The organism is Staphylococcus equorum, from assembly GCF_029024965.1.
GTDB classification, from domain to species: domain Bacteria; phylum Bacillota; class Bacilli; order Staphylococcales; family Staphylococcaceae; genus Staphylococcus; species Staphylococcus equorum.
Genome location: NZ_CP118982.1, coordinates 342,214 through 359,767, shown reverse-complemented (window position 1 = coordinate 359,767; position 17,554 = coordinate 342,214). Strand labels below are relative to the sequence as shown.

General features: G+C 33.0%; 15 protein-coding genes and 1 pseudogene. 5 read left to right on the top strand and 11 right to left on the bottom strand.

The window, feature by feature from the left end:
- The first annotated feature begins 116 nt into the window (after positions 1-116).
- The gene (locus PYW44_RS01585; protein ID WP_046466009.1) at positions 117-473 is read left to right on the top strand and encodes an MmcQ/YjbR family DNA-binding protein; all 357 of its coding nucleotides are present in this window, start codon (positions 117-119) and stop codon (positions 471-473) included.
- 103 nt (positions 474-576) lie between these two features.
- Here the strand turns inward: PYW44_RS01585 and PYW44_RS01580 are convergent, their stop codons facing one another.
- The 8 genes from PYW44_RS01580 to PYW44_RS01545 all read right to left on the bottom strand — a co-directional run bounded on the left by PYW44_RS01580 (position 577) and on the right by PYW44_RS01545 (position 7,816).
- Positions 577-1,935: a PTS ascorbate transporter subunit IIC gene (locus PYW44_RS01580; protein WP_021338842.1), complete on the bottom strand. Its 1,359-nt coding sequence runs from the start codon at positions 1,933-1,935 to the stop codon at positions 577-579.
- Between the two features lie 23 nt (positions 1,936-1,958).
- Entirely contained in the window at positions 1,959-2,243 is a 285-nt protein-coding gene (locus PYW44_RS01575; RefSeq protein ID WP_002506566.1) for a PTS sugar transporter subunit IIB, read from the bottom strand.
- A gap of 5 nt (positions 2,244-2,248) precedes the next feature.
- A complete protein-coding gene (locus PYW44_RS01570) occupies positions 2,249-2,689 on the bottom strand; it encodes a PTS sugar transporter subunit IIA (protein WP_021338844.1) in 441 nt (146 codons plus the stop codon).
- Between the two features lie 14 nt (positions 2,690-2,703).
- Complete coding sequence (locus PYW44_RS01565; RefSeq protein WP_107510453.1) at positions 2,704-4,647, bottom strand: BglG family transcription antiterminator; 1,944 nt, start codon at positions 4,645-4,647, stop codon at positions 2,704-2,706.
- A 242-nt stretch (positions 4,648-4,889) separates the two neighbouring features.
- Positions 4,890-5,216 carry a PTS lactose/cellobiose transporter subunit IIA gene (locus tag PYW44_RS01560; RefSeq protein ID WP_103170451.1) on the bottom strand — a complete coding sequence of 109 codons (327 nt, stop codon included), beginning with the start codon at positions 5,214-5,216 and terminating at the stop codon, positions 4,890-4,892.
- A gap of 10 nt (positions 5,217-5,226) precedes the next feature.
- Complete coding sequence (locus PYW44_RS01555; RefSeq protein WP_002511583.1) at positions 5,227-5,547, bottom strand: PTS sugar transporter subunit IIB; 321 nt, start codon at positions 5,545-5,547, stop codon at positions 5,227-5,229.
- Positions 5,548-5,577: 30 nt separating this feature from the next.
- On the bottom strand, positions 5,578-6,474 hold the full coding sequence (locus PYW44_RS01550) for a DUF7916 family protein (RefSeq protein WP_002506561.1): 897 nt from the start codon (positions 6,472-6,474) through the stop codon (positions 5,578-5,580).
- A 13-nt stretch (positions 6,475-6,487) separates the two neighbouring features.
- On the bottom strand, positions 6,488-7,816 hold the full coding sequence (locus PYW44_RS01545) for a PTS sugar transporter subunit IIC (protein ID WP_002511585.1): 1,329 nt from the start codon (positions 7,814-7,816) through the stop codon (positions 6,488-6,490).
- Positions 7,817-7,961: 145 nt separating this feature from the next.
- On the opposite strand from PYW44_RS01545, the gene PYW44_RS01540 reads away from it, so the two are divergent.
- The 4 genes from PYW44_RS01540 to PYW44_RS01525 all read left to right on the top strand — a co-directional run bounded on the left by PYW44_RS01540 (position 7,962) and on the right by PYW44_RS01525 (position 13,137).
- Positions 7,962-9,173: an ROK family protein gene (locus tag PYW44_RS01540; RefSeq protein WP_236593588.1), complete on the top strand. Its 1,212-nt coding sequence runs from the start codon at positions 7,962-7,964 to the stop codon at positions 9,171-9,173.
- Positions 9,174-9,414: 241 nt separating this feature from the next.
- On the top strand, positions 9,415-10,239 hold the full coding sequence (locus PYW44_RS01535; protein ID WP_069813508.1) for a zinc ribbon domain-containing protein: 825 nt from the start codon (positions 9,415-9,417) through the stop codon (positions 10,237-10,239).
- A gap of 15 nt (positions 10,240-10,254) precedes the next feature.
- Complete coding sequence (locus PYW44_RS01530) at positions 10,255-11,559, top strand: TcaA second domain-containing protein (RefSeq protein ID WP_021338850.1); 1,305 nt, start codon at positions 10,255-10,257, stop codon at positions 11,557-11,559.
- A gap of 327 nt (positions 11,560-11,886) precedes the next feature.
- Complete coding sequence (locus PYW44_RS01525) at positions 11,887-13,137, top strand: aminoacyltransferase (protein ID WP_115075939.1); 1,251 nt, start codon at positions 11,887-11,889, stop codon at positions 13,135-13,137.
- A 247-nt stretch (positions 13,138-13,384) separates the two neighbouring features.
- On the opposite strand, the gene nagB is transcribed toward PYW44_RS01525, so the two are convergent.
- From nagB to argF, 3 genes and pseudogenes are all read right to left on the bottom strand, one after another.
- Positions 13,385-14,107, bottom strand: a complete 723-nt coding sequence (gene nagB / locus PYW44_RS01520) for a glucosamine-6-phosphate deaminase (RefSeq protein ID WP_002506555.1) — start codon at positions 14,105-14,107, stop codon at positions 13,385-13,387.
- Positions 14,108-14,241: 134 nt separating this feature from the next.
- Positions 14,242-15,780: pseudogene (locus tag PYW44_RS01515) on the bottom strand (PTS transporter subunit EIIC).
- Between the two features lie 380 nt (positions 15,781-16,160).
- On the bottom strand, positions 16,161-17,192 hold the full coding sequence (gene argF / locus PYW44_RS01510) for an ornithine carbamoyltransferase (RefSeq protein ID WP_002506553.1): 1,032 nt from the start codon (positions 17,190-17,192) through the stop codon (positions 16,161-16,163).
- Between the last annotated feature and the right edge of the window lie 362 nt (positions 17,193-17,554).

Genomic DNA, 17,554 nt, shown 5'->3' with positions numbered 1-17,554 from the left:
GAAAATATTTATTTAAAAAAGCAAAATTCCGTACAATTATGTAGCTTATTCATTAACATATCGCTAGAGATTAAATTAAAATAATACGGGAAGATAATTAATAAGAAGGTGAAATAATGTTAGATAGAGAAGAAGTTTTTAATTATGTGAATCGTAAGTATGATGTAAAACCAGATTATCCTTGGCAAACTTATTCGAACTTTGCAGCTTTAAGACATAAAGATAGCAAAAAATGGTTTGCTTTAGTGATGAATATTTCTCAAGACAAAATAGGATTAAATGGCACTGATGAAATAGATGTATTGAATTTGAAAGTCAGACAAGAATTTATTGGTCCTTTAAGAAAAAAAGAAGGGTTTTACAAAGCCTATCACATGGATAAATCCAATTGGATAAGCATCAATTTAAATGAAATTAACTCTATAAATCATATTAAAGATTTAATAGCAGAAAGTTTTGAGTTAACACATTAACTCTGTTCATTTTCAGCAAAACTTCACACTAAATTGATATTAAAAACAGGTGAGCATCCTTTAGTTATAAGATGCTCACCTGTTTTATTTTAATTATTTAATTTTACTGTTCTTCTGCTTCTTTTTGATTCGTACGTTTTTGTAATAATATTGCTACCGCTGCTAGGATTAAGACTAAGACGGCGATACCGATAAGTCCAAGGTATTTAGCAATATTACCAAAGACAATACCTACGACTAAGAAATCTGTATCTGAGAATGTCGTTGCTGCGCCACCAAGTTCTCCTAAGAATGGCAAGAACAGTAGTGGTAAGAATGTAATTAACAAGCCATTTAATGCTGAACCTGCTATTGCACCTCTAATACCTCCACGTGCGTTACCAAAAACGCCAGCAGTTGCCCCTAAGAAGAAGTGAGCTACTACGCCTGGAAGTATAACTACGCCACCAAATAAGAATAAGACGAACATGCCCAAGACCCCAACAATAAAGCTGACAAAAAAGCCAATTAATACAGCATTTTGTGCATAAGGGAAGACTATAGGACAGTCTAATGCTGGTTTTGTATTAGGTACTAATTTTTCAGAAATACCTTTAAACGCTGGCACGATTTCAGCTAATATTAGGCGTACACCTGTTAATATGATAAACACACCAGCTGCAAAAGTAACCCCTTGAATCAGTGAAAATACAATAAAGTTTTGGCCGTCACTAATTTCTGTATGTACGAAGGTTGGCCCCGCAAATAATGCTGCCACAAAATAAAGTAATGTCATTGTGAGTGAAATACTGATTGTACTTTCTCTTAAAAAGCTTAAGCCTTTAGGAAAATTAATTTCTTCAGTTGATTTAGATTTCCCTTTAAATAACTTTCCAACCTCTCCAGCTGCCCAATAACTGATCGTACCAAAGTGACCTAGAGCGACTTGGTTAGTCCCAGTTATTTTCTTCATCGTTGGTTGCGCTAACGCTGGTAATATGGCCATAATTAATCCTAAAATAATAGATCCCGTGATTACTGTCAATGTCCCAGTGATATTACCTACTGACAGTAATATAGCTAAAAAGGCTGCCATATAAAATGTATGATGACCTGTTAAAAAGATATATTTCAAATTCGTAATACGTGCGATAATGATATTAACAATCATCCCAAATACCATAATTAATGCTGCTGTTGTGCCATATTGTTCTAAAGCAATTGAAATAATTGCTTCATTATTAGGTACAACACCTTGCACGCCAAAAGCGTGTTGGAATATTTTTCCAAATGGTTCTAATGATTGTGTTACAACATTCGCCCCTGCGCTTAACACTAAAAATCCAAGTATTGTTTTAATCGTACCGGACGTGATGTCAGTGGCAGATTTTTTCTGCATAATTAGACCTATCAAAGCGATTAAAGCAACTAATATAGCAGGTTGACTCAAAATATCAACGATAAAATCTAGTATAGGTTTCATAACGTTGCCCCCTTACTTATAATTTATAAAATGTTCAAATCACTTAATTTCTCATTCAATTTATTTTGTAACTCTTCCTTATCTAGAATGTTATCTAAAACAATAACGTCCCCTAAGTGCTTTGTATTTTCTTCTAAATCTCTACCGCAAATAAATAAATCTGCCATATCAGGACTCGCAGACATAACATCACTGTGTTCTACTTTAATGTCTGATGGTGCATTTAAATTTTTCAAAGCTTCCTGTGCATTCATTTCCACCATAAAGCTACTTCCTAAACCGTGACCACATACAACTAAAATTTTCATTTTCATCATTCTCCTTTAAATATATTTATTATTTCATCAATGTCTGTTGCTACTAATAATTTATTAACTGTGTTCGAATCCCCTAAGATGGTTGCTAAATTCCTTAATATTTCTAAATGGCCTTCGTTATCAACAGCGCTTAATACAAACACGAGAGAAGCATGATGTCCATTTTCAGAAAAGTTAATATGGTGATTCAATTTCAATAAACTTAATCCTATTTTTTTGACATCATCACTCGGTCTAGCATGCGCTATTGCGATTTCAGGTGCTATTACAATATAGGGTCCTAATTCTTCTACGCTATAAATCATCTTTTCAATGTATTGTTGTTTAAAGTACCCTTGTTCTAGCAGAGGTTTAGATGCTACACGAATTGCATGTTTCCAATCATCTACTCGATCTCGTATCAGTACTTTATCTGATGATAAAATTTCCAGACTCATTTATATCCCCCTTATTAATGTTGACTTACATCACGAATACATGACATGATATCTGCTATATTTCCAGAAAACAGTGTTGCTCTCGTTGATTCGTCCATGATTAGCTCGCTAAATTGTCGCAAAGCATTTAAATGTATCTGCGGTTGCTCCGTAGCTAATGTAATAATGATATGCACTGGATCGTATTGCTGATGATTAAAGGTCACACCCGTTTTAAAATGAACTAAACTAAAGCCTACAGGTTGTTTAACATGTTTATGGTTAGCATGAATCAATGCAATATGAGGACTAATTACCATATAAGGTCCAAATGCATCTAATTGTTCAATAATGTCAGCTGCATAGGCCTCATCTACGATTTGGTCATTTACAAGCGATGATACACATTGTCGAATTGCATCATTTCTTAAAAGTGTTGGCTGTTGTGTCAATATTCGAGATTGTGGTAATACTTCTTGTAACGTTGGTCCTAACCCTTTGACATCATTTACATATCGTTCTCTTGAATGGTTGATAATTTCATTTAATTGCTTTCGATCTTCTTTATTTAAAAATGGTGAAACCCTAATTACTGGTACGCTCGCTTGTTCAAAAGGGACAGTAGAAATGATATAATCAATACCTTCATGTTTTAGCATTACTTCATCTATTTCATATATAGAATAAGCATCTACAATTTCTAATTCCGGATAAATATGATCCATCCTACTTTTTAATAATTGAGAAGTTCCTATACCTGATCCACAAAGTAATACGACTTTAATGGCATTTGTTGTCACTGCTGAAATCCGTTCAATCGCAGAAGCAAAATGCAGTGTGATGTATGATAATTCATCATCAGTAAAGTCGATTTGGTAATTTTCTTCAATGCCCCATACATGTCTTTTGATTCCCTCTATAATATGGTCATACTGCGCATGAATCTCCTTATTTAAAGGGTTCGCATGCGTCATATCAAACTTCAATCGATGAATTGCAGGTCTCAAATGTACGATTAAACCATTTGCTAATTTGCTATCAGACATTAAATCTAATCCTAACTCTCCACTCATACGTTCAATCAATTGTTCTGTTAATACCTCTAAATCGTCTATTTGTTGATTGAGTTCATTCACTTCTGACGTTTTAGCACCTAATAAATGCAAAGTAATAAAAGCTGCCTCACTTTTTGGAAATTCAATCTGAAAAATATCTTCTAATTTTCCTTTAATTTTAAGCGCAATATGAAATTGCTCTGTTTTAGAGAGCTTTTCATACTCTTTATCAGGTATGTCGAAGGCGAAATGTTCATTTGTACGATGTAGCGCAATCAAAATGTGATAAATCAATCCGTCAATTGCACTTTGAACTAACTGATATTTCGCATCTAATAAGATAGAAGTGACTGTTAAACGAATTTGTTCTAACTCTTTATTCGAAAAAAGTTGATGTCCCATATGATGTGTATGCGTTTGAAAATATTCATGTACACGTGTGGCATAGGCTTTACGATAAGCATTTTCCTCACCCTGTATCACAAACCCTTTATTTTTCTTGTACTCAAGAAGCAAATCGTTTTCTTCTAACCAAGATTGAACATTTTTCAAATCTTCAACAATCGTACGACGTGTTACTGAAACTAAAGTTGCTAATACTTGGGATGATGTGGGTTCAATCGATTCAAACAACTTCAAAGTGATATATAATATGCGTTCTTTCTTTGAATAATGCATCGATGTTCCTGTATATTTTGGCTCTAATGTTGCCAACTGAGGAGCTGTTGTTGTAATCTTTATCCCATCATATTTATTCCGATGTATCGTTAAATCTAATTTATCTTCCTTAGTTTCAATATATTCAAGATCATATTGAATTGTTCTTTCAGATACATTGAACTGTGTTGCTAAATTATGAATTTGAACAAAGGCTTCACGTTCAAGTAAGTACGTTAATATATGATGTTGTCTCTTGCTTAACACATCAGCAACCTCCTTACAGTTATATTGTAATCGCTTTCTTGTACGTGTGGATGTGTAATCTATTTCGTCTCACAATACGAAAAGTTGCACACCTAAATAAAAAATACTATTTTTAAATTATAAAATGCATAGACCTAATTTGATACATCTTTGTTTATTTTTCAAAACAAAAAAGATGTAAAAGTAACTAAACTTTTACATCTTTTGCTGACATTGATTCAATACCATAACAAATCATACAATTATTTATTATTTTTTACTTCTTTATACAAATCTATCATTTCCTGTGCAAGATCTTTAAAAGTGATAGCTGTCATTAAATGATCTTGACTATGCACTGTTAACAGCGTCAAATTGATATGTTCACCTTGTGCTTCCTTCGTTAACATGTTTGTTTGAACATGATGCGCTTCAAGTAATGCATCTTCAGCTTGTTTTAGTTTTGCTTCCGCTTCATCAAATGCACTTTTTTTAGCTGCAAATATGGCTTCCATCGCACTACTTTTAGCATCACCGCTATACGTAATGAGCGACATTGCAAATTCTAAATTTTTCTCTTCTTCAGTCATCATCCCACCCCTATTCGCTCATTAAACGTTCAGCAGCACTTAATACGTTTGCACCATTCATCGTACCGTAATCCGTCATTTCAATCACTTCTACGGGTATGTTTTTTTCCGCACCTTTTTTAGTATATTCATCTTTTTTAAAACGCACTTGTGGTCCTAACAACAAAACATCTACTTGAGCATCTTCAATTTTCTGATCTGCTTCTGTCGTTGAAACTGCAAATATTTCACGGTCTAACTCTTGTTTTTCAGCTTCTTTTTGCATTTTCTGAACTAACATACTTGTACTCATTCCTGCTGCACATACGAGCATTATTGTTTTTTCTGCCATATAAATCCCTCCATTTATTAATACCATACCCTATCTGTTAATTGATCTCGCTATCATTGATAATGTGTGACGTTGTCCACGTATCGCTTTACTTAATTCAAAAATATTTTCTACAGGAGCTAAACCACCATAGCCTGCGTCACCAATATGTTGAATATCCACACCGCATATTTTATTTCGAATAGCAAAATCCCTAATTGTACTGGCGTCAGAACTCTCTTGACTTGTCCCTATTGCTGACATAACTAAACCACTATGATGATGGACTGCTTTCACTATGTCTTTTAGTTGTGCTTCATCAAACCCTGGCACTGTTCCGATAGATGGTACTAAAATAATATCAGCACCTGCATCAATAAATTTTTCAACATATGCTTTTGTAATTACAGGTTCATCTACACCTGCGCTGTGCATTTTTCCTGCTATAATCAATCCTGAAAAATTTGCTCTTGTCTCAGCAATTGCACCAACAATCTTTTCATTAGATACGCCAGTACCTGGGTTCCCTGTCATGCAAATAAAGTTTATGCCTAATTTTTCTAAAGCCTTTACTGTTTTCGGACTTGCTTGACGTCCTTTAGCAATATTTAATTTTTCTTCTGCCATGCTCGCTTGGTCATCTACTGGTTCTAAATTGACGCCTATAGGTCTTGCAACAAGACGTCTCAATTCTTTGATGACGTGTTTGTTCTCATCTATATTTTCTACTTTAGGATTGAACGCATCTAATCCATTCAATAAAATCAAATCTGCTCCGAATGCACGTGATAGTTCTGCATTTGTTATGTCTGGTATGACTGGTGTGCGCGTAACAACATTCTCTGCTAACACTACGCGACCATCACTTGCTTTAATACTTTGTTTTAATTCTTCAGCCGTCATTTTCACTATTTCTGAAGCATTCGCACTTAATAATCTCTTAACCATATCATCTACTCCTTTATTTTGATTCTTCCGTTTCTTTTATTCCGTTCGCTTCCTTGTCTTCTAAATATAAATTATATTTCTCCATCGCTCTATAAAATGGGTAATAGAGTAAAATATCGATAATTATACAGACAATTTGAACCAATGAACCACTATAATGTCCTGTTGCTAAAAATCCACTGATGATAGGTGGTATCGTCCATGGCATCGCTGTACCATTTGTAAGGTGTACGAGACCACTCGACATTGCGAAATAAGTTATCGTCGCATTAATCATTGGTGCTAATACAAATGGAATAATTAATCTCACATTAAGTACAACAGGTAAACCAAACAATGTCGGTTCATTAATATTAAATATACCTGGCATCAGTGTAAGTGGTGCCATCGTTTTTGTGATTTTACTAGAACGCTTTTTAAAAGCTAATATCGCAATTACGATCACTAGTCCTATTGTTGAGCCACCGCCACCCATAAATACAAAGTTATCAATGAATGGCTGCGTTATGATGTGCGGTAAGTCTCCGTGTGGATTGGCTTGATATGCTAGACGGTTTTCATCAATATTTTTCAACCAAATAGGTTGCATAACTGCATTTACTACGTTTGCACCATGGATACCGACAAACCAAAATGCACTATTAAGACCAACTAAGATAATGGTACCGATCAAGCTACCACCCATCAGACTTAACGGCACACCTAATGTATTAACAATCAATTCATGGATGTTGCCAAAAGGTAAATTATCCAATGCGATATATACAGCAAGCCATAATATGATAATAGCTGCCCCAGGTATTAATGCACTAAAACTTTGTGCTACTGCTGGTGGAACTTGATCTGGCATTTTGATTCTAATGTTTCTATTGATAAACCACTGAAAAATTAACCCTGAAATAATACCAATAATCAGTGCTACAAATAAGCCCTGACTTCCCATATATATTTGAGGTATTGCCTCTTCAGGCACCTTATCTCCAGTCATTACATTTGGTGTGACAACTAAAAACGCTGACATCGCAATAATACCGGCTGAAACCCCATCTGTATTGTATTGCCGGGCAATACTATGTGCGACACCGAAACTTGCAACTAACCCCATTAACCCGAATGTCCCATTCACTGCTTTCATTAAATATGGTTGAATTCCCTGTGCTTCTAGCCACTCTATCCAGCCTGGTATCGCAATACCACTGATTACTAAAAATAATGAACCAATAATAATCAAAGGCATTGCAACGATAATCCCATCCCTCATTGAAATCAAAATTTTATTAGATCCCAATTTAGAAGCGACTGGCAACAAATGTTTTTCTAATGCATCATTAAATTTACTCACATCAACACCCCATCGTAGATTCGATTTTGAAAACGCTTTCAATGTTTTGATTAATTATAATTTATAATAAATTATGTGTCAATATAGTTGCAACTTTTTATTTTTAATATAATAATAAGAGTATTAAGAAATTATGGTGATAAAAATGAAAGCAAACATGACAAATAAACAGCGGATGATACGGGGTCAAATTTTAAATGAAATATATGTACGCGGTCCTATATCAAGGGTTGATATAGCAAAAAACACAGATATTACACCCGCAACAACAACTGCAGTAACCGCAGATTTAATACAAAATAATCTCATTAAATCTACGGATATTGAAGTTGATAACTATGGTATTAACACTAAAAAAACATCTGGACGCAAAAAAATATTACTTACAATTTGTAATAAATATAATTACTATGTTGGTATTGAATTAGCCAGAGATTTTGTAACGTTATGCTTAACTGATAATCTTGGGAATATCGTTGATCAAAATATAATCGATATTACTGCAACTCAATTTCTAAAAAAAATCACACCAAACTTTATCTTCGAAGAACTTAATCATTTCTTAAAACAACATGCAGCTTACGATATTCAGGCAGTTGGCATTGCTTTACCAGGTCACTTTGATGAAACATCTCAACAAATTGCTTCAAATAGTGATTGGTCTGGTTTTGATTTGGAAGATTTACTTTCTCGTATTAGCTTGCCTGTATTTTTAGAAAATAATGTACATTGTATGAGCCTATATGAACATTTACTTACATCAGAAAATCATGGCGAAAATTTCATCTTCTTCCATGCTGTAAAAGGCATTTTTTCATCTAGTATGTATCGTGGCAATTTATATGGCGTTTCTAACTTTTCTGTAGGGGAAGTTGGACATACTATTATCCATCCAGAGGGCGAACGTTGTGAATGTGGTCGTAGAGGATGCTTACAAAACTATTTAGGTGGCATGAATATTATAAATAAAGCTAAAGTCATTTATAGAAGTGCTCAAAGTACCTATCTGACAAGTTTAGTAGCAGACTCAAATGATATAACTTTAGATACTGTTATAGAAGCGTATCGTTTAGGCGATAGCGGCATTGTACAAATTATTAAAGATGCCATGCGTGCAGTTGCAATTACGCTCAACAATTTAACCATGTTAGTTGATACCAATAAAATTTATTTGCATGGCCCATTATTTAACAATGATATTACGAATGTCATTTTAAAAGAATACTTGAGTTACCAAAACTTATACGGGGGGTTAGGTGAAATTGATTTTCAAATGAAGTCGTATCAGCCTATTAATGGTGCAAAAGGTGCCTGTGCCCTTGCCATCCACCAACATTTAATTTGGTCAGAAGTATAAATGAAGCCAAATATAATAGTTCAATAAAAGAGGGAGTAGGAGATTATTTATCTCCCTCCCTCTTTTTTGATTTCTAATACTTCTTACAACAAGTATTAACTATTAAAAAAATTATAACTCACAAAAATTAAACAAAAATAACTTTTTAAAATATGAATTTTTATATTTTATTAAAAAGCGGTGCGCATTAGATATAACTGTGATATTCTATTTTAATAAACATATTACAAGGGGGATTTTTATGCATTGCCCAAATTGCGGGGAGACAGTTACAAACACAGATTTATTTTGTGGTGAGTGTGGCGCCAAATTAACACTTCAAGATCAATCATCTACTGACAACCCAACTACTAATCAACATACATCTCAGTCTGATGTATCACAGAATCAGGAATCATCTCAGACATCTTATCAGCCAAAACAACCAAGGCAATCAAACAAAAATAATACTAAACATTCTGTTGATATTTTTAATGAGGCCAAATTATTTTTCTCCAACTCATTTTCTAGGACAGATGATGAAGTTATAAGTAAACATCAATTTACATTTAAAACACTTTTCAGTCTCATTATTGCAGGATTTATAATTACACTTATTTTATTATCTTTAGTTATACCAGCAGAGGTAGCATTTTTTGCAACAAGTAAGGCTAATATCGTTTTTAACATTACCTTTTACATACTCATAGCTATTTCAATAATTTTTGGTATTACATTATTATTGATTAAACTGCTAAACATTAAAATCAGTGTACATAAAGCACTTTCAGATTTTGTATTAGTTAATACATTTTCTGTAATTGCATTCTTATCAGGTTTATTATTTTTAGCCATTAATGTACCAAGTTTTGGATCAATGCTTGTTTTAATTTCTATGCTATTTACATTAGTATCACCAATTTATCTCACAACAAAGCATAGTCATAAGCATCCACTTCGCATGCCCGTGGTTTATGCTATTTTAATTTATATTCTTATTTTAGGTGTCATCCTTCGCATCTTTATTGAAGGTACAGTTTCAAATTCTTTAAGTTTTTTAGATTCATATTTTAATACAGATTATTAAGGAGAGAGTTAATTAATGAAATACTGTAGTAATTGTGGAGCCGAAATCAAACCAAACCAAAAAGTATGTACACAGTGTGGCACCCCTGTTTATCAACAACGAAGTACAAATAAGAACGATAATCAAAATAAAAAATCAAAATTACCATTTTATATTACAATTGTTGTCATTGTAGTTATCATTATTGCATTATTTACAGCTTATAAAATAATTGAAAGTCAACTTTCACCGACAAAACAAGCTGAAGCCATTTCAAATGATTTAAAGAAAAATAAGCCGAGTGACTTAGCTCATAATTTAAAAGCAAACGGCGAGTCTCTATCTAAAGACGAAGCCAAAGCTGTCTATAAATATATTAATGAAACAGATAGCCCTGAACGTGTTGGTAATGAAATCCAAAGCGCTGCGGAAGATATGGAAGATAATACAATGGGCGGTTCTTCTGTTACAGTTGGCGATAATGAACTCATAAACATCTCTCAAGATGGTAAAAAATGGGGGATATTTAAAAACTATAATTTTAATGTAAATGAAGAGTCTGTCACCATTCTTCCTGAAGAAGATAGTACGTTATCTTACAAACATAACGACGATACGAAACAAGTGAAACTAAAACAAGGTAAGACAAAAACACTTGATGACTTCCCTATTGGAATATACGATTTAAAAGCTACTCAAAAAGTAGATGGTAAAAAGTTTGATGGCGTCGTTCATATCGATATGTCTGAAAGTAACGATGCTGAACCTCAATTCAAACAAAAGCGCTTCACTGTAAGTACTGACTCAGCATATATCGATTCAGATTCACTAAAGCTTTATATCAATGGTGAGAAACAACAAGACTTTAATGAATACGCTAGCGAAACATTTGGTCCATACTCTCCTGATGAAAAAGTAGAAGTATATGCTACAACTGAAGTTGAAGGTAAACAATTCACATCAAATGTAGAGAATGTTTCAAGCCCTGAAAACGGTGAGGAAGAAGTTGATGTGACTTTAACCTTTGATGATGAAGCTATTAGCGATCATGAAGACAAAGTATTTGAAAAAGAAACTCAATCTGAAGAAGACGAAGACCCATCCAGTTCAGATGATGAGGAAGTCACACGTGATAATGTTATAGACAAAGTCGAATCATATGAAGGCGAAAGTTTAGACACTGATACTTATACTTATAAAGAACCTGAAGAAACAGATGATGGTTGGGGATTTTCATTTACCGATAAAGACGGTAATTTAGCTGGATCATATACTATAGATGATGATGGTTATGTCACAGAATATGATGAAGACGGTGAAGAAGTCAATTCTGGATATTAATATTGTTTTATAACAGCCTACGTTGTATACGTGGGCTGTTTTTATTTAAATATATCTTTCTTACTTCTTTTGAAAATAATTTTAATTATGTGTTGTTATCCACGTTATTCGAACATCTTCAATCCTCCTTTTTTTATCACTCTACTCCACTTTCATTTATTTTTAATTGTAACGATTTTCGTAACTTTTATATGCAAGTGTATATAATTGTAATATTACATGTTAGAATTTTATTGTAATAAACTCATAATGTTTATAAATCCACTAGATCCTGGAGACCTGGACTACTTATCCAGGTTTCTTATCATTTAAGAAATAGGTGAAAAGATGAACTTCGTAGAATTAACAGAAAAAGAATTCACTGATTTTATTAATCAAAACTTTGTGCATTATACCCAGTCTACTTCTCATTTTCATTATAGAAATAATAAGAAGAAGGATGTACATTTAGTAGGTGTTAAAGAAGATAAGAAAGTGATAGCAGCTTGTCTATTAACAGAAGCTAGGGCATTAAGATTTTTTAAATACTTTTACTCTCATAGAGGTCCGGTTTTAGATTATAGTAATCCAATATTAACTAAATTCTTTTTTGAAAATTTAAAAGTATATTTAAAAGCTCAAAAAGCATTATTCGCTTTAATAGATCCATATATTTTAGAAAATATTAGAGATGCTGATGGAAAAATAATTGAGCACTATGATAATGAAAAGCTTAAAAATGCATTATCAAAATTAGGTTATGCTCATCAAGGTTATAGTATCGGTTACTCTACCACTAGCCAAATTAGGTGGTTATCTGTTTTAAACTTAAAAAATAAAAATGAGAGTACCATATTAAAAGAAATGGATTATCAGACACGTCGTAACATTAAGAAAACTTTTGAAATAGGTGTAGAAGTAAAAACACTGGATATTTCAGAAACTAATGTATTCTTTGAACTATTTCAAATGGCAGAAGAAAAGCATAATTTTAAATTTAGGGATAAAGCTTATTTTGAGGAAATGCAAAAAATTTATGCCAATCACTCCATGTTAAAACTCGCGTATATCAATTTAGAAAATTATAAACAACAATTGCAAAAGAAAAATGCTAATCTTCTTTTAGAAATTAAAGATTTAGAGAATAAATTACAAGAAAACACTAATTCTAAAAAAACAAAAACGAAATTGTACCAGTTAACACAACAACAAAATAGTTATGAAAGAAAAATTAATGAGACGATTGAATTAATCTCAACAGAAGGAAATATCTTAAATTTAGCTGCTGCATTTTATATATACACGAAAGATGAAGTTTATTACCTATCTAGTGGTTCTAATCCTAAATACAACCAATTTATGGGATCTTATCGTTTGCAATGGGATATGATTACATTTGCCATAAATAATGCTATTCCAAGATATAATTTTTATGGCATTACTGGAGACCTCAGTGAAACTTCTGAAGATTATGGCGTACAACAATTTAAAAAAGGCTTTAATGCACACGTAGAAGAATATATTGGCGATTTTATAATTCCAATCAGAAAATATTTATATAAACTATATTTATTAAATAAAAATAGACACGTTAAATGAATTAGATTCAGCTAGATTCAAAACCAAACGCTGTAATGGTGTTTGGTTTTGAATCTATTTTTGTTCATTTATCTCATTATTTAATATTTCTTGAAAATGGCAGCGCTTTAGGCCAATTTCTGAATAACCCGACGACTACAGGATGAGGTTGCGCCAGCGAAAAACGCACAAAAAAATGCCAACAAAGTCGGTAACTTTGTCGACATTCTAAACCAATACAAACTTGTATCGTCTTCTGTATATTTATTTAATTTAAAGCTGAGTCATCGACGATAACTTCTACATTCGGATGTTGGTGCAAGATTGAAGCAGGAAGTGATTCTGACACTTTACCATCCAGTAATTGTTGGATTGCTTCTTGTTTATTACTTCCAAACGCTATCAGAATGATACGCTTCGCATTCATGATAGATGCTAAGCCCATTGAAATAGCTTGTTTAGGTACATCTTCAATATTATCGAAGTGTTGACTGTTGGCTTTGATTGTTGAATCCGTTAAATCTACTACGCGTGTTTCACTTTCAAATGATGAAAATGGCTCATTAAAACCAATATGTCCGTTTTCACCGATACCTAAAATTTGAATGTCTGCTGGCCCTGCATCTTGTATACATTGCTCATAAGCTATACATTCTTTTTCTACATCTTCTGCATCACCTTTAGGTAAATAGATGTTGTCTTCATTCCAAGTGCTATTATGATTGAATAAATTCTCTTTCATATAAGCATGGTAACTTTGTTCGTGATCTGCCGCTAACCCAATATACTCATCTAAATTAAATGTCACCACATCATTTAATTTTGTGTGATTAACATTAATTAATTCCGATAAGTATTTATAAATATCAATCATTGTACTTCCCGTAGCAAGACCTAACACAGCATTAGGTTGCGACTTTATTTGTTTTAAAAGTTCTATAGCAACATATTGACTCGCCGTTGTGCGATCTTTCAAATTTATAACGTTCATATTTCTACCCCATTCTTTCTAATATCACTATATATTTTCATAATTAACATTTAATATCCTATATTACATAATTATCTGTTTTTAATCAAATTAATATAAAATGAATCATGCATACAATACCATTATACGCCTGTTTATGACTGTCGACTATCTAATAGTTCTTCTACTTCATTTTTAATCGTAGTTACATGGGGGCCATAAACAATTTGAACGCCGTTACCCTTCTGAATCACGCCTCTTGCCTCGGTCGACTCTAATACTTTTCTATCAACATCTTGATTAGTCTTTAAGGTCACTCTTAATCTTGTTGCGCAACAATCAACGACATCAATATTCTCTTTACCACCAAGACCTTGAATAATCGTTTTAGCACGATCAGTTGCTTCTACAGTTTCAGCCGCTTAACCTTCTTCACGCCCAGGTGTTTTGAAATTAAATTTCGTGATGCAAAATCTGAATATTATATAATAAAGTATAAACCAAACGATACCTATTGGAATTACCCATAAGAAATTCGTCTTAGCGTTGCCCTGCAATATACCAAATAATAGATAATCAATGAAACCACCACTAAATGTTTGACCAATTGTAATATTAAATATGTCTGCGAACATAAACGCTAAACCATCTAAAAAAGCATGTATGACATAAAGGACCGGTGCTACAAATAAGAAACTTAATTCTAATGGTTCTGTAATTCCTGTTAAAAATGATGTTAACGCTGCAGATAACATTAATCCGCCAACGACTTTTTTACGTTCTGGCTTTGCAGTATGATAGATTGCCAATGCTGCACCACATAAACCAAACATCATGGTAATAAATCTACCAGACATATATCTTGATACACCTGAATAATATTTAGTAACATCAGGATCACCCAATTGAGCAAAAAAGATGTTTTGTGTACCTTGTACAATTTGTCCTTTCACTTCTAAAGTACCACCCAGTGCTGTCTGCCAAAATGGTAAGTAAAAAATATGATGTAAACCAAATGGTCCTAAAAGCCTTAAAATAAAACCAAAGAAAAATGTACCAATAACTCCTGTTTTATCTACGAGGCCTCCAACACCAAATATCCATCCTTGAACAGTTGGCCAAATAAAGAACATCACGACACCTAATAGAATAGAACCTAATGCTGTGATAATAGGAACAAAACGCGAACCTCCAAAGAAGCCTAAATAGGCTGGCAAGGATATTTTATGGAACTTATTATGTAAAAGCGCTGTCATGACACCAGTTATAATACCACCAAATACGCCTGTTTCCACTGTTTGTATTCCAAGGACTGTACTTTGTCCTTCTTTAGCTAAATTACCGTCTGCTAATGTATCAGTAATAATTAATAAACCATTCATTGAAGCATTCATAATGAGGAACCCTAACATCGCAGCTAAACCTGCTGTCCCTTTATCACTTTTGGCTAAGCCAATCGCAACACCCACTGCAAAAATAACAGGTAAATTTTGGAAGACAATATTACCTGCAGATGACATTAATATAAATATATTTTGTAATAGTTCAATATCCAATAAAGGATATGCTTTGATTGTATTTGGATTACTTAATGCCCCACCAATACCTAACAATAAACCAGCTGCTGGTAAAATCGCTATAGGTAACATAAAGGACTTCCCGAATTGTTGTGCTTTCTCAAATAGCTTACTCATAATTGATTAACCTCCTAATTACCATAAATATACAAGCAAAGAAAATGATAATCACTACAATTCATCATTATGAAAAACATTTTCAAAAAGATATAACGCTTTTTATGTAAGCCCTTCATTATAAATCCCGTTTAGTTCACTTAAACAACAGTTTTCTTTATATATTAAGTAATCTTTTTGACCTATCAAAGGCACTTTACAATCTACATTGTCATATTAAAAGTTTCTCGGCAGTGTTTTGAGCAAATATTTTCGGTAAATAATAGTGGCTGAAGACTATAACCTGTGACTTCGTATGGTGTGCAAAAAAATGGGGAGGGATAGAAATCAAAATTTAAAATTTGATTTCGTATTCCCACCCCTTACAGCTATTACTTCGCTTAAAATATATCGCCTAGTGTCACTGACATAATCGCTTTTATAGAATGTAATCTATTTTCAGCTTGATCAAATATCACAGCGTGCTCACCTTGAAATACGTCATCCGTAATTTCCATTTCAGACAAGCCATATTTTTCATAAATCTGTTGTCCTACTTCAGTATTTAAATCATGAAATGCTGGCAAACAATGTAAGACGATTGCCTCAGGATTCATTGTATTCAGTAGCATCGATTCATTGACTTGATAAGGTAATAACTCATTAATACGTGTTTCCAAAACAGATTGATCTTCACCCATTGATAACCATACATCTGTATAAATAGCATCTGTTTGATAAATCGCTTGATTCACGTCATCCGTAATTAAAATTTCACTCTGAGATTGTGCAGCATAATCCTTAGCTAACTTTTGAATTGCTTCATCAGGTTGTAAAGATTTAGGTGCAGCAATATGTACGTTAACACCTAATATTGCTCCAGTAATAAGTAAATCATGTGCTACATTATTTCTAGCATCACCTACATAAGTTAATGTTTTGCCTTCTAAAGTTCCCCAATTTTCTTTTAATGTAAAGAAATCCGCAATCATTTGCGTTGGATGCCACTCATTCGTCAAGCCATTCCAAACTGGTACATTGGCATTTTTAGCTAAAGATTCTATATCTTTTTGATGATAACCTCTAAATTCAATACCATCATACATACGTCCTAATACTTTTGCAGTATCAGCTGTAGATTCTTTCACACCTAAATGAATATCTCCTTGGCCGAAATACTCTGGGTATGCGCCCAAATCATACGCGGCAACACTAAATGCCGAACGTGTTCTTGTAGAGGGTTTTTCAAAGAGTAACGCTAAATTCTTTCCTTTTAAATAAGGATGAGGGATCCCACGTTTTTTCTTTTCCTTTAACTCTCCAGTAAAATCTATCAATGTATTCAATTCTTCTGCTGAAAAATCGCATGTTTTCAAAAAGTGTTCCCCTTTAAAAACTTGTAACTTATTTAAAGCTGTTGTGTTCAACCCCATTTTCATCACTCCAATATTTTTATAAGATTTATATACATAATATACGTAATTAACAGATAAAACAAGTATAAATATACTTTATTATGTATATTATTGAATTAAAGCTCAAAATATTATCTTACATCATTTGATAAACAGCACTAATTTAAACTAATGTTTTTAACATTTATGCAGTTTTTCAAAGCATTTATGCAATGTGTTTTTTAATGAATCACACTTGTGAAATTTATTTTTTGAGTTATGCACGAATGCATATTACACTACTTTTTATACTACAATGTCCCTGAACTACTTAACTGACGGAGGTGATCGATTCTGTTAAATGAAATTGTGGCTGTAATCAAACAGATTGTTGCTCAAAT